This is a genomic window from Anabaena sp. CCY 9402-a (assembly GCF_963920945.1).
In the GTDB taxonomy this organism is placed as follows: domain Bacteria; phylum Cyanobacteriota; class Cyanobacteriia; order Cyanobacteriales; family Nostocaceae; genus Trichormus; species Trichormus minutissimus.
The window spans coordinates 16418-42234 of record NZ_CAWUDL010000040.1 but is presented as its reverse complement, the minus strand read 5'-3'; the positions used below and the strand labels follow the sequence as shown (position 1 = coordinate 42234).

Sequence of the window (25817 nt, the reverse complement as noted above, 5' to 3'; positions counted from 1 at the left end):
GGTGATAGGGGACAGGGGACAGGTGACAGCAAAGAGGGAAGTAGGGTAAAACTTTAATTTTTCACTAGTCCGCGCACCATCCGGACTTGGTTTGTATTGCCGTAACTTCCAGTTTTCAGACTTGGTATCGAGATACAAATAAACTCACATCTTCTAGCACTCAAATTAGATCAGCCTGATTAAATTCTAGTCCAGAGGACTGGGAATTGGGTATTGAGCATTGGGAATTGGATTTTTCTCCCCCTGCTCCCCCTGCTTCCCCTGCTTCCCCTGCTTCCCCTGCTTCCCCTGCTTCCCCTGCTTCCCCTGCTTTCTTAATCCCCTGTCACCTGTCACCTATCTTAGTCATACAACCAAGTATTAGCAGAAAAGTCTTCCTGGGCATCTGTTTGCTGTACTGGCATATGTTCAGGTGAGCGGTGAGATTTTTTGTAGTTAACAATAGGCTTAAAACTTTTTTGTTCTTGTTGTTTTTGAATTTGTATTGCGTGTTCCTGTTTTAAAGATTTACTAGCTTCGATGAGTGTGTCCTGTTCCTTTTGTAAGGATTTACTTTCTTCTATGAGTTGGGAATTAGCTTCAGCTAGTTGCAGCGCGGTTTTTTTAGTCTCAAAAAGTTCTTTTGTCACCTTTTCTACTGAAGCTTGTTGTTCAGCTAAAGCTGATTGTAAGTCAACTATTTGCGCCTGGAGAGCCTTTTCGTTTTTTTGAGACGCAGCTAAACTTTTTTGAGACGCGGCTAAACTGGTTTGTAATTCTTTAATGGTTACTTCTAAATCAGCTTTGGTGGGATTAGTACGCTTAGTAGCCGATGCTTCCGGTGTTTGTTCAGTGATTTCTTCTGGGGTTGCGGCATCTTCTACAACTGCTTCCGCAGCCACTTCGATCGCAGATTCACCTGCTGAGGGTGTAAATTTTTGTGCTTCTTCTTGGATTAAGTCCGAAAGACTTTGTTTTCTAGCCATTATTTTCTCCAATCACGCTGTAATTCTTCAGCTACGCGGCGGTAGTCTGACTCCGCCTCTCTAGCATTATTTCCTCGCCATTGATTAATTGCCACACCTTCCAATGCTGCCCGTTCGTGGGCTTTATAGATCCGAATAAAAGACTTACAAGCCGGAATCCCTAGCCTCTGGAGAGTGTGTTGGGCTTCTATTGCTTCATTTATACTCCGTGTATCAACCTTTGTGAGTAACACTCGATGGGGAACGCCAGCAGGAATTACAGCAGCCTTGACTGTTTCAATCAGGGCGGCTAAATCCATTGCGGCTGGAGGTGTAGGTAACACTAGATAATCTGCGATCGCTACTACGGCCGCCAAGGCTTCCGAGTGCAGCGCGGGCGGCGTATCCACTACTACTAAATCGTAACCTTTGATTGCTTGCAACTGACTTAACAGTTGGGGATTTGTTTCTTGGGATAGGTCAAATCCCATACCATTCTCATTCCGCCCAAACCACCAGCTAGCAGAACCTTGAATATCTGTGTCTACAAGAATAACTTTTTTCTTTTTTCCAAACTGGGCAGCCAAATTAACTGCGGTAGTCGTTTTACCGACTCCTCCCTTACCGTTAAGAATAGCGATGATTTTTGGCACTTCTGACTCCCGACCCTGCCTTACATGAATATACCGCTTTCTTCAATTCAAAAATCAAAATTCAAAAATCAAAAAAAATTATTTTTTTTGCTTCTGCTTTAAGAGAGAAGGAGTTGGAGGTTAGGCGGCTGAGAAAGTTGCACACGGCTTGATTTCTCTAATTTGATTTTGAGTCGTGGCTAGAAGAGCCAGAAAAATCCCCACTATAAAAAAAACTCGTAACAATAGAATGCAATAGATATGAACTTCTACTCAGATGACAGCAACTCAAAACTTACCCGACGGGCCAAGAGTCCATTATTTACGCCGGCTGTTCAAGTTCATTACTCAGCCAGTGGAGTATGTGGAAGATTTTGCCAAGGTTTATGGTGATAACTTCACAGTCTGGAGACGCAATAAGGATAACCAAATTGTCTATTTCAGCCATCCCCAAGCATTAGAGCAGATTTTTACGGCTGATGCTAAATGTTTCGAGACTGGAGGGGGGAACGGCATTTTAAGGTTTTTATTGGGGGATAATTCTGTCATTTTACTGGAAGGCGATCGCCACCAGCGTCAACGGCAATTATTAACACCGCCTTTTCATGGTGAGAGGATGCGGGCTTACGGACAAGCGATTCAGGAGATAACTCAACAAGTAACCAACGATTGGGAGATTGGCAAACCCTTTAATATCCGCGCCTCCATGCAAGAAATCACTATGCGCGTCATCTTGCGGGTGGTGTTTGGCGTAGATGAAGGGTCAATGTTTCAACAATTGCGGGAATCCCTGACTACCGTATTAGACTTGATTGGTTCTCCTTTAATGTCTACCCTGTTCTTTTTTGATTTCATGCAAAAAGATTTAGGTGCATGGAGTCCTTGGGGGCGAGTGGTGCGCCTGATTCAAAAAATCGACCAATTAATTTATGCTTTGATTGCGGAACGTCGGGCTGAGTCTGGGGCAAATCGCCAAGATATTCTCAGTTTATTAATCTCGGCTCGTTATGACGACGGACAGCGGATGTCAGATGTGGAATTACGTGATGAATTAATGACAATGTTGGTTGCAGGACATGAAACTACTGCTTCGGCATTGACTTGGGCTTTTTACTGGCTTGACCAATTGCCAGAAGTCCGGGAGAAGTTATTAGAGGAAATAAATACCCTCGGTTTTAACCCAGAACCGAGTAATATTGCTAGATTGCCGTATTTGACAGCCGTTTGTCAAGAAACCCTGCGGATATATCCCATTGTCCTGGCTGGATTTTTGCGGATTGTCAAATCACCAATTGAAGTTATGGGTTATCAACTACCCAAAGGGACATTAGTCGTTCCCAGTATTTATTTAGCACACCACCGCGAAACAGTTTACCCACAGCCTAAACAATTTCAACCGGAACGCTTTTTAGAAAAGCAATTTTCCCCTTATGAATATTTGCCCTTTGGTGGTGGGAATCGTCGCTGTATAGGTTTAGCATTTGCCCAGTATGAAATGAAAATTGCTTTAGCGACGATTTTATCGCAGTATCAAGTTTCTCTAGTGAATAAACGTCCCGTGCGTCCTATACGTCGTGGTTTAACTTTAGCAGCACCAGCCGGAATGCGAATGATAGCAACACCACAGGTTAGGCAGGCAAATACACCTGTAGGAGTTTAAATCAGTTATCACTTATCAAGGCATATGGTGGGTTTAAATCCCCACCATCAACACCGATATCTATGTTGGGTTTCACTGCGCTTAACCCAACTTGCATCTGCAAAATCGTTTTATTTGTTAACCTGTTCTGGTTTTATTGTAAAATTACTTAATTAAGATTTGTAAAGTAACCCAAAACAATCAATGTCTTCAACCTTGCCTGTAAATGTCATAGCAATTCTGAAGGACAGATACATGAAAAGAATCATTTTGTATCCTATCGTGACTGTTTTATTAGTAGGCGTGGGACATATGGCAATGGCTCAAATTGCCAGAAATAGGTTAAATCAAGAGCTAGCTACGCCTCAAATATTAGCTGCACTAGAGAAAAATAATGTTGTCCAGGTTGCTCAGACTACCAGAGAAATTGATGAAAAAACAGCCCTTAGCTTAGTCTGGAAACTCCCTCTAGTACAACGTAAAGCCAAAGAAATAGAACAGCTTTCTAGAAGAACAATTAAAGTAGCTGCGATCGTAGACAGTGTTCCTAGTCCTACCCAGCCTTACTACACAATCCGCGTTTTTGAAGATGATCCAAACAACCACAATTACACAGTTTATTGGTTTCGTGTATTTAGTTCCAGTGGTGTAATTGAGGCTTTGGATATCATAGAAAATAAATACGTTTCTTTGGATGAGTGGAGAGGGCAAATTAGGAGTAGACGCTAACAAGTACAAGTATGACAAAGATTAATTACAGAAAAACAAAATCTCATGTCTGAGCAACAGCCTCTAAGTCCCTGGAAATATAAGCCTTGGTGGTGTCAACCTTGGTCAATCTTACTCACTGGCATCACTATTATTAGTGGTAGCTGGTTACTTTTTAAAATTATTTGGCTGACAGTTATTATTTCCATACCTGTGTTAGTATGGATGGGCTTTTTTCTGTTGATATGGCCACCATTAATGATGCGTAGTGGTGTTTTAGAAACTTATCAGCAAGATAAGATATAGCACTCATGCCTGGTTTGATTTTTCCTTACGCGTAGAATTATTAGCGAAGTGAATAATCTTTATTTGCTAAAAATTACTTGCAGAACACAGAGGAATATTCAGAGTCAGAAGGGAACAATTGAAAATGCTATTAACGTCACAATTATGGCACTATTTTTTAACACATTGAGTCATAGATAACTGCTAACGCCCAATAAAATTGCAAAATGAAACCATGCCAAAATCAGGTGTGTTTGTATGGATTTAACGCCAGTATTTAGGAAATCTAGAGTTAACTCTGCGTTCAAGCAACTCATGTCTGTACATTGGATAATGGCCGTCTGTTATCTAGTTTTATTTACCACTGGTTCAGCTATGGCGCGTCTATCCCGTGAAACTCCCCTAAGATCAGAATTATATGATTTTCACAAATCAATGGGAGCATTGGTAGTCGCTTTGTTGACTTGGCGGATTTTAGTTTTGCTGCGGGTATGGTGGCGAAAATACACTAAGAATTTGCCAAAGTTTACGCCTGAATGGACACGGAAATTTGCACTGCACACTTTGCTTTATCTATTGATGTTTGCAGTTCCAGTCAGTGGGTTCTTCTTTTCTAATTCTTATCGAAGTAATAACGTCCCCTTTTTTGGGTTGACGTTACCCGATATTTTTCCACAAAACTCTAGTTTAGTAGACTTAGGTAGGAACATTCATTTTTGGATAGCCTATACATTTTTGGCTTTGATTATTCTACATACCCTACAACAATGGAAAGTTGTAAAAGCAAACTGGCGGAGATTTCAAGGCTTTTTTATGAAGAAAAAGTTAAAGACAATTGGTGAGTAGGGACTGGGGACTGGGGACTGGGGAAACTCTCTACCTTGTCCCCTTTGTCTCCTACACTCCTAATTAACTACCTGAATCCCATGACTGCGCGGATCATCTTGACTAGTGGTTGTAACTGGTGCAGAGAATTGCGATACTTTACCGCTAGCTTGAGCATAGGGTAAGGAAGAACCTGTCACCAGAGCTTCCAGGTTGCTGGCCATAACTGTTTGTGGTTGATCACCGATCGCCTGAGCTACACTTTCCCCAGTATTATTTAGAAATACAAAGTGGGGAATACCATCTACGCGGTATTTCAGCATCTCTGGCAACCACTTAGTATTATCTACGTTCAGCATGACAAAATTCACCTTATCAGTATACTGCTGTTCTAGTTCAGCGATCGCAGGGGCCATTTTTTGACAGACAGTACACCAATTAGCGTAAAACTCTATAATAGAAGGCTTACCGTTAGTGGTAGCAACTTCTAGGGGTATAGATGCTGACTCTAAGTTGGCTAAAGAAAAAGAATTTGTCTCAGTTCGTAATCCCAAGAATAAAGCAACGCTAAGAGCGATCGCTACTATAGCAATCAAAAAGTTTCTCAATCTCGTCCCAGCAGTAGTTTCCGGCTTTGCAGGTGAATCACTTGTCATAAAAATTTATTAAAACTTATTAACTAATTTCTCTTTTAGTTTAACCGAGTAAAGCAGTCCGGGTGTAGGGGAGCAAAGATGAGGAAATGCCAACTCAACACCGGCTAAACGCCGCGCTACCGCTAACATCACTCATCACTCAGCACTCATTACTCATTACTCATTACTCATCACTCATTACTCACCACTCATTACTCACCACTATCATTAATAAAAATCCTCTGCTAAATCTGTGAAAAAACGAGTTACCCTCACCTTCCCTAAACGTGCAATACAAATGCCTGTGACTTATGTACTGGCGAAAGAGTTTAATGTTGCTGCCAATATTATCCGCGCCCAAGTTGCGCCCAATCAAATTGGTAAACTAGTCGTAGAACTATCAGGAGATATTGATCAATTAGATGCAGCTATAGAGTGGATGCGATCGCGACATATCAATGTTTCTTCTACCTTGGGGGAAATAGCTGTTGATGAGGATGCGTGTGTTCACTGTGGCTTGTGTACTGGGGTTTGTCCCACAGAAGCCTTGAGTCTGCATCCAGAAACTTATAAACTGACGTTTACGCGATCGCGTTGTATTGTCTGTGAGCAGTGTATTCCCACGTGTCCAGTCCAGGCTATCTCAACCAATCTCTAACCAAGTCTGAATACGTCTGCTAGAACACTACTTTCATCTACTAGTCTATCTGGGGCTGGAGAATCATAAACTACTAGCAGGGAAGACACACCAGCAATATCTGAAAATATGGTAATACCTTCAGCACGATTATTGCGATCGCCATGCGGAATTTCTTGGACAAAATCTGGATTATGCAGAGTATTTTCTGGTAAATTCACACCATTTTTCAACCGATAAACTTGTACAACTCCATCTAAATCCATAGTCGGCCCAGCTAAAATTAACAAGTCTTCGCCATCCCAACATAAATCTCTAATTCCCAAACCATTCAACCAAATAAAATGCTTTTTGTATTCTTTTTTATCTGCACCAATTTTGCGTAATTTTAATAAGCCAGACTGAGAACTTTCTAACTCAATTTCCAAAATTATCGCCCAACCCCTCAATACAGGGCCACGCAATCCTAAAAAAATCCTGTTTTTATTGACAGCTAAACCTTCGATATCAAAACCATTATCTTTTCCCGGAATAGCCGCTTTCACAAAAAAACCTAAATGCGGATCATCAGCTAAAGCCACCATCAATACATTACTGTATTTAGTTAACTCTAATTTAGCCGCCTTTAACTGCACATTAGGATTTTCTGGATGTTGACAAGACTTGAGTAATTGTCCATCTACTAAAGGGATTCTTCCTAAGATATAGCGGTTGAGTTCAGATTCGATCTTCGCTAGCCTGGAAATATTTTTCTTATCAGTATTATCGGGTTTAGTATTTTTACGTTTATAGCTGTGTGAACCTACAAACCATAAATAATAATCATCACAGGCTAAACCTTCAATATCAATTTCTTCATCTTCCGGTGCAGGTAAAGACATAAACTCTGTCACGCGAAATTGTTGATGTTCGGCAAATTTATCCTGAACAACTAAAGATAATCGCTCAATTGTTGATGTTTCATCTGAACCGAACCATAAATACTTGTCTTGAGTTAATCTGACTGCGGACAAATCTTTTCTATGTTCTCCAAAATTTTCTCTAAATGTTAATAAAACTTGATTAAGGAAATGTGAATTAGTCATTTTATCGAATCCCTTAAATCACAAATATCATTATTAAGTAAAACGGCGTAAATAATTAAAGGTTTGTAGTAAGGACTTTAGTCTTTATTGTAGGACTAAAGTTCTTACTACGAACTCGATCACAATAACTTTATATTACTTAACATAGTTAGGTTTATTCACACCGACTTACTTACTATTCTCAGACTCCCCGTAGTGGACTGACAAGCTAAAGTAGTGCATTAGTAAAATTTCATCAGAATTTAATAAAGCTGGTGTAGTCATACTTACAGTTAATACTACCAACGCTACACCTAAACTTGCACCAGAACTAATTCGTAACACAAAAGGCATCGCCAAGGGATTTTTAAAGAGAGTTTGCATTTGCAACCCACTTACACCCAAAGCAGCACCTGGTATGACAAGCTCAAGGATTAATGCTATAAATTCCTTATTGCAAATATACTCATGATTGTTGTAAATTAACCATTAATACTTTTTCTAGTTAAGAATACTTCGCAATTTATTCACAAAATTGCCGTTAAAGCATGACAAATATCCTGACGGAAGAGCAAATCAATCAAATTGAACAGGAAACTTTAGAAAATCTAGAGGTAACCTATAATACTAAAGGATTTGACCAAATTCAGAGATTCCGCCACAGCTTATGTGATACTTATTCCCAAGTAGTTGAATTCCGCCCAGGATTAATTCTAGAAATTTTTGATGATTATTACTACCAGCAAGTCAATAGTATAGTTGATCACTCTGGTGCTTACATACTAACAGCTAAATTTTATTTATCAGGTAATCATAATGTAATTTGTCCAGGGATTCCAGGGGTTAGAGAAAATTATCAAGAAACAGTAGGAAATAATTACCTATTCTACTTACCAGATATTGAAGAAGTAGAACAATATTTTGCAGGCGATCGCATCTATTTAATTAAAATTTGTATAGACCTAGACTTCTTTAAATCCTTCATCGATGGACTAGAGCATTTACCAAAACAGTTACAGCCTTTTTTAGAAAGTGACTCTCCATCGCTATTTCACCGCCCAGTCGGTAAGATTACCCTACCCATGCAGACAGCATTACAGCAAATGCTCAATGTACCCTATCAAGGGATAATACAAAAAATGTATCTGGAAGGCAAGGTATTAGAATTGCTAGCTTTGCAGTTTGCTCAACTGATAGAGACTGAGGGAGATAAACAACCCCTCATTAATCTCAAAGCTGGTGATGTTGAGAAAATTTATCATGCCAAGGATATTTTAACCAAAAACTATGATCATCCACCGTCATTAATCGACTTAGCGAAAAAAGTCGGCATTAATGACAACAAACTCAAGTACGGTTTTCGTGAAGTATTCGGTACTACAGTATTTGGATATTTGCGTGACTATCGCCTAGAAATAGCGCGAAAGTTGCTACAGGAACAAAAGCAGAACGTGAGAACTGTAGTCAATACAGTTGGTTATGCCAATCAAAGCCACTTCGCCGCCGCCTTTAAACGTAAGTTTGGTATTACTCCCCAAGATTGTCGCTTAGGCAGAAAAGCCGTTTAATAATCACAAAACCAACAAACCCCTAAACCTACTCCCCTATTTGACTATTTGCTGCTTACTTGCAGGTTTATGTCAAAAATTGATCACACTCTCCGTCTATGGTCTAAAACTCTCCGTCTACTGTATAGACTTACATCACATAAATTACATAAACTTTTTCCACAGATAGTTGCAAATTACTTGCAATATTGAGTTTGACTTTGTGGAGTGAGGGGTATGGAGTCTCGACCAGCGAAAGAGGTTATTTCAGCAGGGATCGTGTTGGCACTGGTATCATTACTTGTAAAACCAGCCGTTGCAGAAACTAAATCACATTATTCTAGCAGTACAGCAAAGTTATTACTGGTACAACAAAATGATGTTGCACCTGTGGAAGTGACAGGTGTAAAAGTCACTAATACAGAAAAGGGTATTGAAGTTATTTTAGAAAGTGCTAAACCAGAAGCACTTCGTCCTGTCATTAAAAGTGCAGAGAATAATTATATTGCAGATGTTCCTAATGCAGTCTTAGCACTGCCTGAAGGCAAAGAATTTACCGTTGCTAATCCAGTAAGCGGGATTGTATCTGTAAGTGTCACTCAAGCTGATGCTAATACTGTGCGGGTAACGGTAACAGGTGAGGCAGGTTTACCAACAGCAGAGTTATTTGATAGTGAAGAAGGTTTAATCTTTGCACTTGCTCCTGTAGCTGAAGTAACACAGCTACCAGAACAGCCGACGAGTGAAACACCACCAGAACAACCAACAGCCGAAAGTAATGAACCAATTGAGTTGACTGTCACAGGTGAACGGGATAGTTATCGCATACCTACAGCCAGCACCGCCACAAAAACAGATGCGCCTCTGCGTGATGTACCCCAAGCAATTCAGGTAATACCTCAACAAGTCCTGCAAGACCAGCAAGTCAGGCGTTTGAATGAAGCTTTGAAAAATGCACCAGGTGTTATAGCCGATAACTCAGAACGTTCAGTTTTTGAAGGATTTACCATTCGTGGTTTTAGTAACCGTAATATCATCCGTAACGGACTAAGGGACGATACTAATATCACAAGTAATGTGAATACTGAAAATATAGAACAGATAGAAGTTTTGCGGGGGCCAGCATCAGTTCTATTTGGACAAGGGGGTGCTGGAGGTACGATTAATATCGTCACGAAAAAACCCCAAAGCACTCCTTCTTATTCCTTTGAGGGAACTATTAGCAGTTTTGACACCTATGGCGGTTCTATAGATTTTACCGGGCCATTAAATAACGACAAAACTTTACTATATCGGTTAAACGCATCTGTATCTACAACAGACACATTTGTTGATTTTTTTGAAAGAGAGCGTTTCCTTATTGCTCCTAGCTTAACTTGGTTAATGGGTAAGAACACCCAATTAACGTTAGAGGCTGAGTATTCAGACCAAAAACAACCTAATGACCGGGGTTTACCTGCTGTGGGTACAGTCTTACCTAACCCCAACGGTAAAATCCCCCGTAATCGTTTTATTGGCGAGCCTTTTGATGAAATTGATAAAAACAACCGTCAATCTCTACGCATTGGCTACAATTTTGAGCATCGGTTTAACGAAGATTGGCAGTTACGGAATAACTTTATTTTTTCCTATTTAAGTGTCGCACAAAATTCTTTATTTCCCTCTGCACTATTAGATGATAACCGCACACTAGAAAGAGGTTTAGTTGTTGCTAAATTCGCCCAACAAGCCTACAACTTAGATACGAATATTGTCGGCAATTTCAAAACAGGTAGTATTGAACACAAAGTTTTATTTGGGATTGACCTTTCAAGAGATATTTCTTATAACGAAGGCAGGGTCTTTGAAAGAGAACTTGCTCCCCTAGACATTTTTAATCCCATTTATCGCCGCGATAGTCTTGGCGCAGAACTTGATGAATTTCCTAATGAACCTTTTATTTCCGAGGGTTTAGGTATCTATTTGCAAGACCAAATTTCCCTCTCAGAAAACTTTAAATTGGTTCTAGGTGGTAGATTTGATATTGTCAACCAAAAATCCGAAAATGCTCAAGGTGAAACAACTTCTTCTCAACAAGATGAAGCCTTTAGTCCCCGTATTGGTATTGTCTACCAACCCAGTCAAGCCATTTCTTTATACGCTAACTATAGCCGTTCATTTCAACAAGTAACTGGCACAAGTTTTGAAAATACACTTTTTAAACCAGAACGGGGAACTCAGTATGAAGTGGGAATGAAAGTAGATTGGACAGAAAATCTTTCTTCTACTCTAGCTTTATATCAAATCACACGTGCAAATGTTCTTACTACTGATCAAAGAGATCCCAGTGGTAATACTTCTATTCAAACAGGAGAACAAAGAAGTCGAGGTGTTGAACTAGATATCACAGGTGAAATTGCACCAGGATGGAAAATAATTGGTGGCTACGCTTACACAGATGCACAAGTAACCGAAGACAATGATATTCCAGTCGGAAATCGCATTAATAATGTACCAGAACACGCTTTTAGTTTGTGGAGTACCTACGAATTGCAACAGGGAAATCTCCAAGGATTAGGCTTTGGTTTAGGACTTTTTTATGTAGGAGAAAGACAGGGAAATTTAGACAATAGCTTTAGCCTACCCAGTTACTTACGTACCGATGCCGCTTTGTTTTACCGCAAAAATAATTTCCGAGCAGCTTTGAATGTACAAAACTTATTTGACAATGAGTATTTTGAAGCAGGTGAAAGTCTGCTGCGCGTTTATCCTGGCGCACCCCGCACGGTAAAATTCACATTAGGTTGGCAATTGTAATTGACAAATTGCTATTTTGATTGAAGATTAATTAAATACAGCCCTTGATTTATCTTAGGGCTGTTTTATGAGCAAATTCATTGCCGAAAAATACAATGTTGAATAAATGGTTTTATTACATAAAATTATTTTTGGTAATAACCCTGTCTTTAATATTCCTCAAGGGTTGTTATAACTTTTCTCTGCCAGAAAGCTACTCATCAAAAGTCAACTTACTCACATCTGAGTGTCGAAATATTAAGCATGAATTAGGAGAAACCTGTATTCCTCTAAATCCCCAACGTATCATTGTAACTGACCAAGAGAGTTTAGAGATTTTAGTAGCTTTAGGTTTAAAACCAATAGCAGCAACAACAGCAAATCGAGTAGGAAATAAATCATCTATATTGAAAGGTAAAATAGATAGAATTATTGATTTAGGTAAGGAAAGTAATCCCGACTTTGAATCAATTATCAAATTGAATCCTGATTTAATTGTAGGTTTTTTTATCAGTCCTCAAAATTATCAATTATTTTCTGCAATAGCTCCAACATTTTCTATTAATTATAAAGAAACAGGCTGGAAAGAAACCTTAATACAGGTTGCTAAAATACTTGATAAAAATCTAGAAGCAGAAAAGCTACTAGCAGAATATCAACAAAGAGTTGGAGAATTAAGCTTGATTTTTTCTAAAAAACTTAAAAATACAGAAATTTCTGTCATGCGATTTTACACAACTATTCAATTTACACAATTTTTGAATCAATTATCATTTCCTGTCGGCATTTTAGAGGAATTAAAATTATCTATCCCTCTAGCACAATGGCAAGTTAGTAGAGGTGCAAATGTCAGTTATAACAATGTTAGTTTAGAACGTGTAGATTTACTAGAATCAGACGCGATGTTTATAGCATTAGACCCAGGTGCGGAAGAAAATTTTCAAACATATCAAAATAGTCCTCTATGGCAAACACTAAATGTAGTAAAAAATAATCATGTATATACCGTTGATTCTGGTTACTGGATTTTTGGAAATATTTTATCAGCTAATGCTATTTTAGATGACCTCATTAAATATTTAGTGGAATAATTAATTTAATATCTAATAATGAAACAGTTTTTACTTCGCTACATCAAATTGTTTATTCTCATACCCCTAACTTTAATTTTGGTTAATAGTTGTTATATTAATTCTCCTGAAAATCCCGACTTGATAACGACAAGAATAAAAACATCTGAGTGTAGACTAATCAAACATCCTTTAGGTGAAAGCTGTATTCCTGTAAAGCCTCAGCGCGTTATTGCTTTGGATGAAACTTCTATGGAAGTATTACTTGCACTGAACTTAAAACCAATAGCAACAGCACAGCCTAATATTACAGGTAGCATAATACCAAATTTGGGTAAAAAAGCCGAAGGTATAGTTTCTTTAGGGAAAGATGGTCAGCCAAATATAGAAAAAATGGTGCAATTAAATCCAGATTTAATTTTGGGTTTTTCTGTCAGCACAGAACAATACAAATTATTTTCTCAAATAGCACCCACAGTTACACTAGATTATATTCAAAATAGTTGGAAAGATGCTTTTTCACGGATTGCTGAAATCATCGGAAAAAGTGAGAAAGCACAAAAATTACTTGAGCAATATCAACAACGAGTTCAAGAATTACGCACCTTTATAAATCAGAATCTCAAAGAAAAAACCATTTCGGTAAGTCGCTTTTATGCTGGTAATCAATTTACAGAGTTTCGCACTAAATATTCATTTCCTGGAAGTCTGTTTACAGAAGTAGGAATACCTCTACCAGAGATGCAAAATCAACTGACTACTTATGAAAATCAGCCTTTAGTTTCAGTTAGTTTAGAGCGTTTAGAGTTATTAGATGCAGATTTTTTGTTTGTGGCTTTAGATCCTGGTGCAGAAGATTCTTTTCAAAAATATCAAAATAGTCCTTTATGGCAAAAACTAAATGTAGTGAAAAATCAGCGAGTATATACTGTTGATTCTGGTTACTGGATATTTGGCAATATTCTATCAGCCAATGCCATTTTAGATGACCTATTTAAATACTTAATAAAAAAATAATGTTTCAACAAATAACTAGCAATATTGGACAAAATTTCTTACAAAAAATATTTACTCTTGCTCAACACACTTTAGATAGTTCCTATACAGACTGCATAATTTTTACTCAGCCTCCTGATGGTGCTGAGGTAATTTCATTAAATAATTATTTACAAGCAGATAGACTTTTATCTCATTGGCAAGCCAGTGATATATACCAAAAAACTCAAGATATTCGCATTGCTGCATCCATCTGGAACAAAGTTTATAGCTGGACAACATTACCGGGTGTTTTAGCCTTGATGACTTGGGCTGGTGTCGGTTTAGATGCTGGATTAAATAATGTGAGTTTTGTATTAGAAGACGGTGAACCCAAAGCTTTATGGTTTCATGATTTGAGTGGTACTGTAATTTATCCTCAGAGATTACCTATTCCCATTCCCCAAGACTACCCCGGAAAAATAGTAAATAGTGTAGAAGCCTTACACCAAGCTGTATTTACAGGTTTATTCCAGCGTAATCTAGCCCCAATGATAGACCGTGTTCATCGCTTAACCAAACTCTCCAAAAAAACTATGTGGGGTAATGCGGTGAACGCTTCAGAAGGACAGTTTGCTGAAATCAATAAATGTACAAATTCAGAGGCGATACAAACAGATTATTCGGTCTTGTATGAACAACCATACAGTTCAGTTATGCCGGGACGCAATCTTCTTTACAACTTAGTACGTACTGAACAACTCAACGAAGCCGGTTTACCAGCTACAACCACAGTCCGTCTTACCTGTTGTTTATATGCTTTCATTCCTCCATTTGATGAAAAGTGTACAAACTGTCCTTTATTAAAACCACAGGAACGAATTGCCCAAATCAAGGAATACATGAAAGAATCTGACTGAAATTATATTCATGGGCATTGCATATTTTACGGGAGGATTTTTTTCACGCAGAGGAGGACACTTCGGTGGGCGGGTTTCCTGACTTGTCGAAAGTGTCCGTCGCGCAGAGAGTAAGAGAATTTTTATGCCACAACAACCAAATCCAGCTAGTATGCGTAATTTTCTCATCGTTTGGCTTGGTCAATTAGTTTCTACCATCGGTAGCAATATGACTGGCTTTGCAATTGAAATTTGGGCATGGGAAATTACAGGTAAAGCCACAACCCTGACTCTGGTAGGTTTTTTTAGTTTGTTACCAAGTATTATTATTACTCCCATTAGTGGTGTAATTGTAGACAGATTTAACCGCAAATTTTTAATGATGGTGGGTGATACAGTTGCCGTTCTCAGCACAATTGTAATTTTGTTGTTGCATCTTACCAATAATCTACAGATTTGGCACTTCTACCTGACAGGCGCGATTGTTGGAACTTTTAATCAATTTCAATCTTTGGCGTACTCAGCATCAGTATCACTGATGATTCCTAAACAACACTATACTCGTGCTAGTAGTTTAGAATTTTTATCCGGTTACGGTAGTCAAATTATTGCACCTGCTTTGGCGGGGTATCTTTACACTGTCATTGGTTTTCTAGGAATTTGGTTAATTGATATCTTTACTTTCGCTATCGCAATTAGCAGCTTATTTTTAGTTAGTATTCCGCAACCAGTGCAAACGACAAACAACGAAAGAGTAGTTGATATTTGGCAAGATTTGGGATTGGGTTGGCGTTATATTACTACTCACAAAAGTTTGCTGGCATTGTTAATAGTTAATTTATTGTTTTGGCTACCCCATGATATGGGAAATTCCCTTTACTCGCCAATGATTTTGTCGCGCACTAATAATAATACTTTAGTGCTAGGTAGCTTGGCTGCTGCGGCTGGTTTTGGTGGTGTGACAGGGGCGATAATTGTTAGCACTGGGGGTGGTTTTAAACGGAAAATTAAAGGCGTTTTATTGGGGATGATGGGTGCAGGTATCAGTAAAATTGTCTTTGGTTTGGGTAGAACACCTTGGGTTTGGATTCCGGCACAATTTTGTTCTTCGTTCAATTTCCCTTTAAATGGCAGTTCAGATAGTGCTATTTGGTTAGCGAAAGTACCACCCAATGTGCAAGGAAGAGTTTTTGCGGCGCGATCGCTACTTTTACAGATCGGTTCTGCGGTAGGCTATTTAGTAGCAGGGCTATTGGCAGATCAAGTTTTTACACCTGCCTTACAATCAGGTGGTGTTCTGGTTAGTCTTCTTGGAGGATTATTTGGAACTGGTACTGGTGCAGGAATTGCGCTGTTATATGTGATTTGTGCGGTGTGTATGTTGCTGGTTGGTTTCCTGGGTTTCTTTGTACCTGTGCTGCGGGATGTAGAAGATATTCTCCCCGATCATGATGCGGAGTATAGTCAATTAAAGTGATAAATCCAGTATCAAATAATACAATTATTGATATAAAATTCTATTTTGTTTGTGGCGATCGCAAAACGCCATTACACTTACTCTGAAAAAGTACAAAAACGCCGCCTCAAAACTAGAGAAATAGTTTTTTATCCTCATGAAAACTAACGGCTGAATTTTTTCTGCTGTTAATCACAATACTAAAAGCTCCAACTCTGATAAAAAGATAACTATCAGCAGATAGATAGAAATTTTTAACTAATGCTATTATGCAATAACCTGTTTAAGTCATTACTATCAACCATGCAATTAGCTACAGAATCTACAGTAAAAACTCTAGGAAACTACGCTTATCAGGCTATTGAAAAACACATTAATAAAACATTGAAGTGGGAAAAACCTGTTAAGAAAGATGAAGATCCAGAAGCACTACATCAAATGCGAGTTGGGATGCGTCGCCTACGCACAGCTATTAGTCGGTTTGGCATAGTATTAAATTTACCTAAGCAGGCTAGTGAGAAAAATGTCGGTAAAATTGCTCGCCGCCTTGGTAATCTGCGCGACTTAGATGTATTAAAGCAAAGTTTAGAAACTATTTATCAACCAAACTTACCCCCCAAAGAACAAAAAGCTCTACAAACAGCTTTTCATGCTTTAGCTAAACAGCGTGAAGATGCTGTGACTAAAACCCTAACAACTTTGAAGGATGAATCTTATAAATCCTTAAAACAATCTTTGCAAGAATGGTTAGAAAAACCAGCTTATAAACCCTTAGCATCTCTCCCAATTCAGCAGGTACTACCAGATTTACTATTACCTGAACTAAGTCAATTTTTGCTCCATCCTGGATTTTTGGTAGGGACTAAAATTGTAGATTCTGGGGTGAAAATCTATAGTGAATTGCCAACAAAAGAGATAGAAAAAATTTTGACGAATAAAGGCGAAGCTATTCACGATTTACGAAAACAAGCCAAGCGTTTACGCTATCAAATGGAATTATTTACTGAGTTATATAGCGAATCTTATGCGGCTTATATTGCAGACATAAAAAACATTCAAGATATTTTGGGCAACATTCAAGATAGTGTAGTTATGGGTGAGTGGTTAATGGATGTATTCAAGTCAGACATTAACACCAAATTACCTCAATTCACTAGCTTATTAACTGCTAACCGTTATCGGTGGTGGCAAGAATGGCAACCTTTACAAGAACGATATTTGCAAGCAGAAAATAGACATAACTTTCATCTCACAATCCTGCATCCCGTTGTCAATTAGGAAGAGGGGTTAATTAACCTCCAGTTTTTAGCGAGCAGATAAAGTGATAGGAGTATCTAGGGACAATACATAAACACTACTTTGGGGAATCTGCACCACACGGGTATTTTCTGCGGAACGTAAACCAGAAATCAAACCGACAGCACTACCTAACATTGCACCCCTGTCAAACTGATCTGGATCGCCATTGCTGGAAAATCCCATGATGCTACCGCCAATCCTACCAAAAATAGAACCATTTTCTACAGCTTTGTCATTAGCTCGCTTGTGGGTAATAGTAGTACCGGGGATGGTTTGACTAGATGCTTTAATGGCAACGATGCGGCCATTAATCACTATAGATTGAGCGACAATTTTTGCACCGCCATCGCTTGGTTTCAACACTATGCTAACAGGAGTATTTTCTGGTGCAATGATGTTACCTTGAGCATCTTTAATGGCACTAGCTAAAGGAACAGTCAGGGGATAGTCCTTTTTTTGCCCTACATCTACGGTAATCGGTGCGGGGAAAGAAACGATGAGTGCTGTATCTTGGGGAATGCTAATTTCTGCGTTGACTACCTGGGGTTGAGTTGCTTCGGTGGGAACAGGTTGGGCTGTAGCTGGTAGTGTTAAAGCACCTAAAATAGACAGAGAACAGGCGAGGCTTAAAAAGGTTTGGGTTTTCATTGTCATTTCTTCCTTTGATTTCAGTGTTTTGGGTGTTAATCCCTTCACTTAATCAATAGGTTGGTGATTCTGGGTTTATGCAGCCTGTTTCTGGAAAAAATCACAAACTATTTTTGGGCATGGGAATATCATCGTTGATTTCGTAATAGCCAATGCCATCCCGAACCCTCACGGGTTAACCAACTATCTTCAACGTCGGGATAATTATCGTCTACGTCAGGACTCTCAACTTGGTAATCAGAATAGTTTGAGTCTTCTTGCACCCGAACTCTGACATTGCGACAATTACCTTCTATTTCAATAGTGACAGTATCATGGCGTTGCGAATTGGAGTTTAAGAGACTGTCTCTAATAATACTGCGCTTTCTGTTTTCTCCTTGCCTAAACTTGGGAACACAACGCACTCTTACTAACGAGCTATCACGCGGATTATCTAATAGATAGGGTAAAATTTGCGAATTACGAATTGAGCGCGAAGGAGTTTCAGCACTAACTAAAGGTGTGACACTCAACAATAAGGTTGTAGTGAGGGCAATGATTCCCCCTCGTAGTCTGGTATTCATGGTTTCTCCTAAACATAAAGCAATTGCCAGGGTACTAACTAACCCCGGCGGCGTAAGAATTCAAAATTTAAAAATAATTGTTTCAGACTTAGAGGAATGAGGGAATTGGAGATGGACTATTACCCTTACACCTCTAATTATTATTTATCTTCGAGTAATTGGTTAACCTGTTGTCCACGACGACCAGTTTTGATTTCATAGCGGCGGGTGAGGTTATCTTGGTAGTTCATATCCCTAGCGGCGGCGGAGTTAACGAACGCATCACAATTTTTTCCTTGAACTACAGTTGCAGAACTGCTACTACGTTCATCTGTGCTGTTGTTGCTGGTATCTTTGGAGTTACTGTTACTTTGGTTGCCTTGGCTACTACCATTACCACTGACACCAATACCAAAGATGCTGACACCACCGCCACCGCCATCATTATGGCTGCGAGAAGAACTAGAACGAGTGCTGGTAGATGTAGCTAAGGCGATTTTGCTGTTGCTGGTGCGGGTGTTGTTACCTAAACCGACATCACTACACAAAGCGCGGGGGTCTTTTGCTAGTGTGTTGGGATCAACCCAAGATTGATGGTCGCCTAAGCCTTGAATTTCCGTGTTACCGACTGGGTTACTGATAGGTGCGGGTGTGCTAGGAGTTGTATTGCCAACTTTACTGGGGACTACATTAATAGGCTTAAAAATACCTGCGGGTTGAGCATCAAAAGGCCCGGCAAAAGCGGGAAGTGTGCTGGTTAATAATGCAGTTGCGGTGAGTAAAGAACTGGTTAAGTGGCGTAATTTCATGGTCATGTTCCTCAAATTTCAGTGTTGATGTGTAGTTTGGGTTGAAACCCCTTCACTGATTCAATAGGTTGACCTTTGTCTGTTTATGCAACCCCTTGCCAATTTTTCTGGAAAAAATCTCAACCCTAGTTTTGAGGGTTTGTAGTCAGCACTTTAGTGCTGAGTGCTGAGTAAGAAAAAGAGTACGCTGCTCAACGCCTCGCTACCGCTAACAGCACTTTCAACTCTGCACTCTTCATATTAATTAATTGGTGGCTTGTTATACATTGGTCATAAATGGGATTAATAATGAAGTTATAAATTCGGTTGTTTTCATTGACACTATGCAGTATCCACTGGAACTTACGTTTAAACTCTGGGCATTCGCACCACAAATATCTGTTGCTGATTCCCAAAATAATTTGGTTTTCTACGTTAAGCAAAAATTATTCAAACTCAAAGAAGCGATTACCGTCTTTGCTGATGCGGAACGTACTCGTCCTCTTTACTATGTTAAAGCCGATCGCATTATTGATTTCTCAGCTCGGTATGACTTCACCGACAGTAACGGTGCTTATATTGGTGCAGTCAAACGCCGTGGGTTAAAATCCCTGTGGAAAGCTCGTTATGATATCTTTGATGGTGATACGACTCATTTAAATATTCAAGAGCAAAATCCTTGGGTAAAGGTTGCAGATGCACTATTGGCAGAAATCCCGATTTTGGGGTTGTTCACTGGTTATGTGTTCAATCCTGTGTATTTGGTGAGTCGGGCTGATGGTACGGTTGTGATGCGGTTAGAGAAAATCCCGACGTTTCTTTCTCGAAAATTTATCATTAAACCAGTCGATCAACTCAGCGATCGCGAAGAAGAACAAGTTATACTCAGCTTGCTCATGATGCTGTTATTAGAACGGAATCGTGGTTAATTAAAGGAAGTCAAAAGTCAAAAGTAAGAAAATCTTCACATTTTGACTTTTAACTTTTTGGCCGCAGACTTGGGTAAACTAACCAATTAACTTTTGCCAACTCGCTGGCCCGATGATTGCATCAGCAAGTAACCCATTTTGTCTTTGAAATCTCTTAATTGCTGCTTCTGTTTGTGGTCCGAAAATACCGTCAGCATCTACACCTACTCGGTATTGTATATATTTGACTACTGGGCCGCCAGCATGATTAGGTCTGATGATGCGTTTGGCTAAAATCTGATTAATTATGCTCCAAGTAGTTTCCCCGACAATACCAGTTCTTTCAATACCAACAATGCCTTGAAATCTCTCTATGGCAAATTTTGTTTCGGCGTTGAGTTGATTATTTTCAACTAATACTTTGCCATTTCTATCGGTAATTTTGAGCCGATTTAAAGACTTTTGCAGTCTCATCACACTAGTATCTATATTCTGTTCTTCATCTGGAACAGAATTTACTGGAACGCTAGGTAGTTTACCTGTCAAGCCTTTAACAATTGCATTGGCTGTTGCTTCAGCATCGAACAGATTCATATCTTTTTGTGAATCTATGAAGCAACACTCTACAAGAATTGCCGGCATATTTGTATTTCGCAAGACAAATAAGTGAGATCCATTCTTAACCCCACGGTTAAAAAATCCTAGTTTAACAATTTCATTTAATACAGGTTGGGCAATTCTTCTACCTGAATCACTAGCGGCAAAGACTTCCGTCCCGTTAGCTTGTCCGTTAAAAGCATTAAAATGGATTGAAACAAAGACTTCAACTCTAGCAGCATTAGCTTTGTTACATCTTTGTGAGAGTGAATTTTGGACTGACGTAGACCGATCAGGCTTACACGATATGACTTCATGTCCTAAAGCTTGTAACTTAGATATAACTCTATTCCCAACATCTACATTTAAATTATCCTCAAATTTTATCCCTCTAGCTCCGGTATCTGGTGGGGAATTATGTCCGATATCAATGCCATATTTCATGTGTTAATCCTCAACTGATTTTTCCAATACTCCCAATGCTGTTTATTTGCCGTGTTGAGTGTGTGCGATGATGCTCCGCACCACCGTAGGCGTTGGCATTTCGCCCACCCTAGGCGATCGCTATGACAGCGACATTGCACAACCAACATATTACTGAGAATAATTTTATTTACCAAGTTCGTATTTTAACAAAATATATCTGCACCAACGTCTTGAATACAAATCTACTCCATAAGCAAGCAATGGCCTACGGTCGGTCGGAGACCATCGCCTCCATAAGTGTGTGTTGGTTTAAGTATTTAGTCAAGAGTCATTAGTCGTTAGCTTTTCTTCCCTGTCACCTGTCACCTGTCCCCTCACCTCCTCTGTGTAGCGAACACGCACCACATCACAAATACTGTCAACCCCAAATAAATTGATACCGTTAACCACTCTTGCCAGCTACCAGATAGATTATTCATCAGTAAAAATGCGGTAAATAACCAGAAATTCTCCTCCATTCTCCAGTCTACGCGTTTATACTCTCAGTAGTTTCCTGGATTGATTTTCTCAAAAAATTTTGCTAATTTTCCGGAAATCCTCAAAACGCAGTGGTATTAATGATTAGTAGAGTCAAATACAACGGTTTATACAGAAACTTTATATTGAACCCTTTGGGGAATATATCCCCTTTACAATTATCAAAAGCCCGGTTATCACAGCCGGGCTTTTGACTTATTGGGGATTGGGGATTAGGAAATCACCCTCATCCACAAGATAACTGGTACATAGGGAATTACAAATTAAGCCTGTGGTAGCAAACTGCGTACTCATATTTTGAGTAGATTAACAGTAGGCTATCTGTGGAACAGTTATGACTTTGATGAAAGATGATGATTTGGTGTTAGTTGCTGGTGCAACTGGTGGTGTGGGACAACTGGTAGTAGGAAAACTTTTGGAGAAGAATGTCAGGGTACGTACTCTAACTCGGAATGCACAAAAAGCTACAAAGATGTTTGATGACAAGGTAGAAATTGTGGTTGGGGATATCCGCGAACCAAGCACACTCACCGCAGCAGTAGAGAATGTCACTCACATCATCTGTTGTACTGGAACTACTGCTTTTCCTTCTGCTAGATGGGATTTTGACCCCAAACCTAACCTGATTGATTGGGTAAAGATTTTTCTGGATACTGACTACAGAGAAGCTAAGGCAAAAAATACACCGGAAAAGGTTGATTTTGTGGGTGTAAGTAACTTCGTTGCTGTTGTACCCAGCACTCTGAAAAGGTTTGTTTTTATTTCATCGGTGGGAATTCTCCGTAAAAATCAACCCCCTTTTAGTATTCTCAATAGCTTTGGTGTGCTGGATGCTAAACAAAAGGGTGAGGAAGCAATTATCAATTCGGGATTACCTTACACAATCATTCGTCCAGGACGCTTGATTGATGGCCCTTATACTTCCTACGATCTCAATACTCTTTTGAAAGCTACTACAGACAGTAAGTTAGATGTAGTTGTTGGTAAAGGTGATACCCTAGCAGGTGATGCTAGTAGAATTGATGTCGCGGCAGCTTGTGTGGAATCTCTTTTTTACCCATCGACTGAAGGACAAGTTTTTGAATTAGTCAATAAAGGAAGCAGACCACCTGCAATTGACTGGGAAAAACTATTTTCTCAGCTAAGTAAAATCCAGGAGTGATAAAAAGCCAATAAAAATAGCCCAAAATATACTGTGTTTTGGGTGAACGGGGTGGGGTTCTTCGGGTTTCATCAGCAATCAAGATTCAAATATGACATATCAGGCCCGGAGGGAATAATACCACCGGGATTGAGGGGGAAAAGATTGCCATAATAATCTCGCTTCACACTCTCCAAATCACAAGTATCAGCAACGCCTTGTAGCTGATATAAGTTACGCAAATAGACACTCAAATGCTCATAATCCTTGATTCGGCGGCGGTTACACTTAAACAAACCGTAATAGACAATATCAAACCGGAATAACGTCGTGAACAGTCGCACATCGGCTAAAGTAATATTATCTCCGCACAGATATTTACTATCAGCCAGTGTACCCTCAATCTCATCCAGAGTTGTAAATAGCTGATCACAAGCTTTGTTGTAAGCCTCTTGTGTCTGAGCAAAACCACAACGATACACCCCATTGTTGACATAGCTGTAAATTTTCTCATTCCAAGACTCAATTTTTTGTTTTAACTCCTCTGGGTAGAGATTCAGTATGGGATTTAAGGCAAACTCATTAAATTCAGAGTTCAGCATGATAATAATATCTGCACTCTCATTATTCACAATAGTCTTTGTTTGTTTGTCCCATAACACTGGCACTGTAGAACGTCCACTATACCTAGGTTTGGCAAGGGCATATAATTCAGCCAGAGTAGAACAATTTTCCTCAGGGGAGTCAAACACCCAACCACCCGACTCCGCAGACGGAGAAACCACTGATACTGATATGGCTGCTTCTAATCCTTTCAACGCCCGAACTACTAGCGTGCGGTGCGCCCAAGGACAACCCATGCCGATGAAAAGGGTATAACGTCCGGTTGCTGGTTGATAGGGACTATTTCCCCCGGATTGGATAAAATTTCTAAACTCGCTACTAGGACGAATATACTCTCCTGATTGATTTCGAGGAGCAAGTTTTGACATCATTATCTGCCAAATATTTGTCCACACAAATTTACCCATGCCAATGATGAGCTTAGGAGGTAAAGACTTACCCTTTTTCTTAGTCTTGGTGATACCAGTCATGGTGAATACCTTCCCCGGTGGAATAAATCAAGATTGTGTCTTTTGACTTGCGCCTGATAAAATCCTAACGGAAAAACCTGTGGCTACCCTTCGCTACGCAACTAAAATGCGATCGCATTTTAGTTAAAATTATTGAGGGCTTGATTACTTACTATCAAGACACCATCAAAAGCTTAAAATAGTCCTAGCTGCGCAATCAGACTTAACCAAATCAGATATCAATGGTAAAGTATTTTGCTACTCCCTACTCACTGTTTTTATAGTCTATGGCTAAAGTTTTTGACTGTATTACAGCACAACTGCAAAGCTTTATCGCAGCTCAACAACTATTCTTTGTTGCTTCTGCACCCCTGAGTCCTGATGGTCATGTGAATTTATCACCTAAAGGATTAGATTGTTTGCGGCTGATTTCTCCCCATCAGGTCGCTTACCTAGATTTAACCGGCAGTGGCAACGAAACTTCAGCCCATCTAGAAGAAAACGGGCGAATTACTTTGATGTTTTGCGCCTTTGAAGAACCCCCTTGCATCTTACGTCTCTATGGACGGGGCAGAACAATTCTACCAAGTTCCCCTGATTGGCATTCCTTGTATTCATTGTTTCCGCCAATCCCTGGAATTCGTCAAATTATCATTGTGGATGTGGAACGTGTGCAAACATCCTGTGGTTTTGGTGTACCACTTTATGAATATAAGGGTCAACGCCAAACTCTAGTTAATTGGGCGGATAAAAAAGGAGAACAGGGAGTCAAAGACTATCAACAACAGAAAAATCTTGTAAGCATTGACGGTCTAGCTACTCCCCTGAGTAAATTACCTTGAGTAGAGTGACTTTTTAGGAAAATTTAGATCATGGATTACGCAATTCGTCAACTTACACAACAGGACGAACCTTTCTTGTGGGAAATGCTCTATGAAGCAGCGCACATGGCAGAAGAAGGTGATTTGACGGTACAGGATGCCAGGAATCATCCTGAGTTGGCAAGATATGTCAGCAATTGGGGTTTAAAAGATGACATGGGTTTTGTGGCTACTTTGGTAAGTAGCCAGCAGTCAATAGGGGCGGTATGGTTGCGTTTACTAGCTGGGGAAAATCAAGGGTATGGTTTTGTTGATGAGCAAACACCTGAATTAGCGATCGCAGTTTACCCTGAATATAGAAATCAAGGTATTGGTACAGAGTTAATGACACATTTACTAGCAGCCGCTAAAGTTGTTTATCCCTCAATATCCCTGAGTATCCGACAATCTAATCCAGCCTTACATTTATATCAAAAGTTGGGTTGGGAAGTCATTCCGGGTAGTGAAAAAATTAACCGAGTTGGTGGGATATCTTTAAAGATGAAACTAGATTTGAAAAGCAGGAATATTACCAATTACTAGAGTTAGTTTGTTGATACTTGTAGATTTGTTCAATCCACATACGGATATCAACCTCTGAACCTGAAGTAAAAGACATCCTTGTTACAGGGTCGTAGGCCTGCCAATATTTATTACCGTGACGGTCAACCTTTTGATTAACCTGAATTTCGTTTGATTCTGTTAGTAATATTTTTACTACTTTTTGCCAAATTTTATGTAAAAATCCCCAGCAGAAATTATGTCTAAATATTATGCTAGTAGGTGTTTCTATGTCTTTAGATTGTAGACACCCAATATCATCTTGCATAAGATTATTCCTGATTGTGATCGAGTCAACATCACTTTAACAACATCCCTATTTGTAATCAAATCATGGCTTGTATAG

Annotated in this window: 27 protein-coding genes and 1 pseudogene; 16 read left to right on the top strand and 12 right to left on the bottom strand. The window is 39.4% G+C overall.

Translation table 11 applies throughout. The annotated features are described in order from the left end of the window. Positions 1-341: 341 nt before the first annotated feature. Positions 342-965, bottom strand: a complete 624-nt coding sequence (locus ACM0OR_RS16020; protein WP_190708246.1) for a hypothetical protein — start codon at positions 963-965, stop codon at positions 342-344. Further along, positions 965-1597, bottom strand: a complete 633-nt coding sequence (locus tag ACM0OR_RS16015; protein WP_190708247.1) for an AAA family ATPase — start codon at positions 1595-1597, stop codon at positions 965-967. Before ACM0OR_RS16015 ends, ACM0OR_RS16020 begins: the two co-directional genes overlap by 1 nt. A 256-nt stretch (positions 1598-1853) precedes the next feature. On the opposite strand from ACM0OR_RS16015, the gene ACM0OR_RS16010 reads away from it, so the two are divergent. From ACM0OR_RS16010 to ACM0OR_RS15995, 4 genes are all read left to right on the top strand, one after another. Continuing rightward, on the top strand, positions 1854-3236 hold the full coding sequence (locus ACM0OR_RS16010) for a cytochrome P450 (protein WP_414577335.1): 1383 nt from the start codon (positions 1854-1856) through the stop codon (positions 3234-3236). A gap of 234 nt (positions 3237-3470) precedes the next feature. Beyond that, positions 3471-3944 (top strand): hypothetical protein, encoded by a 474-nt coding sequence (locus ACM0OR_RS16005; RefSeq protein WP_414577334.1) that lies wholly within the window; start codon positions 3471-3473, stop codon positions 3942-3944. Between the two features lie 45 nt (positions 3945-3989). Continuing rightward, the gene (locus ACM0OR_RS16000) at positions 3990-4229 is read left to right on the top strand and encodes a DUF6737 family protein (protein ID WP_414577332.1); all 240 of its coding nucleotides are present in this window, start codon (positions 3990-3992) and stop codon (positions 4227-4229) included. Between the two features lie 237 nt (positions 4230-4466). After that, on the top strand, positions 4467-5054 hold the full coding sequence (locus ACM0OR_RS15995; protein WP_414577331.1) for a cytochrome b: 588 nt from the start codon (positions 4467-4469) through the stop codon (positions 5052-5054). A 59-nt stretch (positions 5055-5113) separates the two neighbouring features. On the opposite strand, the gene ACM0OR_RS15990 is transcribed toward ACM0OR_RS15995, so the two are convergent. After that, positions 5114-5689, bottom strand: coding sequence for a thioredoxin family protein (locus ACM0OR_RS15990; RefSeq protein ID WP_414577329.1), 576 nt, complete (start codon positions 5687-5689; stop codon positions 5114-5116). Between the two features lie 232 nt (positions 5690-5921). Between ACM0OR_RS15990 and ACM0OR_RS15985 the strand changes: the two genes are divergently transcribed. Then, positions 5922-6326: an NIL domain-containing protein gene (locus tag ACM0OR_RS15985; RefSeq protein WP_190708259.1), complete on the top strand. Its 405-nt coding sequence runs from the start codon at positions 5922-5924 to the stop codon at positions 6324-6326. On the opposite strand, the gene ACM0OR_RS15980 is transcribed toward ACM0OR_RS15985, so the two are convergent. Both ACM0OR_RS15980 and ACM0OR_RS15975 read right to left on the bottom strand, forming a co-directional pair. Further along, positions 6323-7390, bottom strand: coding sequence for a DUF3616 domain-containing protein (locus ACM0OR_RS15980; protein ID WP_414577327.1), 1068 nt, complete (start codon positions 7388-7390; stop codon positions 6323-6325). The genes ACM0OR_RS15985 and ACM0OR_RS15980 overlap by 4 nt on opposite strands. A 240-nt stretch (positions 7391-7630) precedes the next feature. Continuing rightward, a pseudogene (locus ACM0OR_RS15975) lies at positions 7631-7831 on the bottom strand (iron chelate uptake ABC transporter family permease subunit); the annotation flags it as partial. An 86-nt stretch (positions 7832-7917) separates the two neighbouring features. Here ACM0OR_RS15975 and ACM0OR_RS15970 point away from each other — a divergent pair. The 7 genes from ACM0OR_RS15970 (at position 7918) to ACM0OR_RS15940 (ending at position 17369) form a co-directional block, all read left to right on the top strand. Continuing rightward, complete coding sequence (locus ACM0OR_RS15970) at positions 7918-8937, top strand: helix-turn-helix transcriptional regulator (protein WP_414577325.1); 1020 nt, start codon at positions 7918-7920, stop codon at positions 8935-8937. A 216-nt stretch (positions 8938-9153) separates the two neighbouring features. Further along, the gene (locus ACM0OR_RS15965; protein WP_414577323.1) at positions 9154-11712 is read left to right on the top strand and encodes a TonB-dependent siderophore receptor; all 2559 of its coding nucleotides are present in this window, start codon (positions 9154-9156) and stop codon (positions 11710-11712) included. Positions 11713-11807: 95 nt separating this feature from the next. Then, positions 11808-12782 carry an iron-siderophore ABC transporter substrate-binding protein gene (locus ACM0OR_RS15960; RefSeq protein WP_414577321.1) on the top strand — a complete coding sequence of 325 codons (975 nt, stop codon included), beginning with the start codon at positions 11808-11810 and terminating at the stop codon, positions 12780-12782. An 18-nt stretch (positions 12783-12800) separates the two neighbouring features. Further along, complete coding sequence (locus ACM0OR_RS15955; protein WP_190708269.1) at positions 12801-13778, top strand: iron-siderophore ABC transporter substrate-binding protein; 978 nt, start codon at positions 12801-12803, stop codon at positions 13776-13778. Beyond that, positions 13778-14656, top strand: a complete 879-nt coding sequence (locus tag ACM0OR_RS15950; protein ID WP_414577319.1) for an IucA/IucC family C-terminal-domain containing protein — start codon at positions 13778-13780, stop codon at positions 14654-14656. Before ACM0OR_RS15955 ends, ACM0OR_RS15950 begins: the two co-directional genes overlap by 1 nt. A 124-nt stretch (positions 14657-14780) precedes the next feature. Beyond that, positions 14781-16112 carry an MFS transporter gene (locus ACM0OR_RS15945; RefSeq protein WP_323268989.1) on the top strand — a complete coding sequence of 444 codons (1332 nt, stop codon included), beginning with the start codon at positions 14781-14783 and terminating at the stop codon, positions 16110-16112. A 282-nt stretch (positions 16113-16394) separates the two neighbouring features. After that, positions 16395-17369 carry a CHAD domain-containing protein gene (locus ACM0OR_RS15940; protein WP_414577317.1) on the top strand — a complete coding sequence of 325 codons (975 nt, stop codon included), beginning with the start codon at positions 16395-16397 and terminating at the stop codon, positions 17367-17369. Positions 17370-17396: 27 nt separating this feature from the next. Here the strand turns inward: ACM0OR_RS15940 and ACM0OR_RS15935 are convergent, their stop codons facing one another. From ACM0OR_RS15935 to ACM0OR_RS15925, 3 genes are all read right to left on the bottom strand, one after another. Further along, on the bottom strand, positions 17397-18038 hold the full coding sequence (locus ACM0OR_RS15935) for a hypothetical protein (protein WP_414577316.1): 642 nt from the start codon (positions 18036-18038) through the stop codon (positions 17397-17399). A gap of 128 nt (positions 18039-18166) precedes the next feature. After that, a complete protein-coding gene (locus ACM0OR_RS15930; RefSeq protein ID WP_414577314.1) occupies positions 18167-18601 on the bottom strand; it encodes a hypothetical protein in 435 nt (144 codons plus the stop codon). Between the two features lie 140 nt (positions 18602-18741). Continuing rightward, positions 18742-19389, bottom strand: coding sequence for a hypothetical protein (locus ACM0OR_RS15925; protein WP_414577313.1), 648 nt, complete (start codon positions 19387-19389; stop codon positions 18742-18744). Positions 19390-19712: 323 nt separating this feature from the next. Between ACM0OR_RS15925 and ACM0OR_RS15920 the strand changes: the two genes are divergently transcribed. Continuing rightward, positions 19713-20297, top strand: a complete 585-nt coding sequence (locus ACM0OR_RS15920) for a hypothetical protein (RefSeq protein WP_414577312.1) — start codon at positions 19713-19715, stop codon at positions 20295-20297. 78 nt (positions 20298-20375) lie between these two features. On the opposite strand, the gene ACM0OR_RS15915 is transcribed toward ACM0OR_RS15920, so the two are convergent. After that, positions 20376-21317 (bottom strand): N-acetylmuramoyl-L-alanine amidase, encoded by a 942-nt coding sequence (locus tag ACM0OR_RS15915; protein WP_190708285.1) that lies wholly within the window; start codon positions 21315-21317, stop codon positions 20376-20378. A gap of 303 nt (positions 21318-21620) precedes the next feature. Beyond that, positions 21621-21749, bottom strand: a complete 129-nt coding sequence (locus ACM0OR_RS15910; RefSeq protein ID WP_323268982.1) for a hypothetical protein — start codon at positions 21747-21749, stop codon at positions 21621-21623. Positions 21750-22170: 421 nt separating this feature from the next. On the opposite strand from ACM0OR_RS15910, the gene ACM0OR_RS15905 reads away from it, so the two are divergent. Further along, on the top strand, positions 22171-22998 hold the full coding sequence (locus ACM0OR_RS15905; protein ID WP_414577310.1) for an SDR family oxidoreductase: 828 nt from the start codon (positions 22171-22173) through the stop codon (positions 22996-22998). Positions 22999-23069: 71 nt separating this feature from the next. Here the strand turns inward: ACM0OR_RS15905 and ACM0OR_RS15900 are convergent, their stop codons facing one another. Next, on the bottom strand, positions 23070-24071 hold the full coding sequence (locus tag ACM0OR_RS15900) for a glutathione S-transferase family protein (protein WP_414577309.1): 1002 nt from the start codon (positions 24069-24071) through the stop codon (positions 23070-23072). Positions 24072-24337: 266 nt separating this feature from the next. Here ACM0OR_RS15900 and ACM0OR_RS15895 point away from each other — a divergent pair, with 266 nt between their 5' ends. Both ACM0OR_RS15895 and ACM0OR_RS15890 read left to right on the top strand, forming a co-directional pair. Further along, positions 24338-24892, top strand: coding sequence for a pyridoxamine 5'-phosphate oxidase family protein (locus tag ACM0OR_RS15895; protein ID WP_190708291.1), 555 nt, complete (start codon positions 24338-24340; stop codon positions 24890-24892). A gap of 30 nt (positions 24893-24922) precedes the next feature. After that, the gene (locus ACM0OR_RS15890; protein WP_414577307.1) at positions 24923-25453 is read left to right on the top strand and encodes a GNAT family N-acetyltransferase; all 531 of its coding nucleotides are present in this window, start codon (positions 24923-24925) and stop codon (positions 25451-25453) included. On the opposite strand, the gene ACM0OR_RS15885 is transcribed toward ACM0OR_RS15890, so the two are convergent. Continuing rightward, positions 25440-25739 carry a hypothetical protein gene (locus ACM0OR_RS15885; protein WP_323268977.1) on the bottom strand — a complete coding sequence of 100 codons (300 nt, stop codon included), beginning with the start codon at positions 25737-25739 and terminating at the stop codon, positions 25440-25442. The genes ACM0OR_RS15890 and ACM0OR_RS15885 overlap by 14 nt on opposite strands. Between the last annotated feature and the right edge of the window lie 78 nt (positions 25740-25817).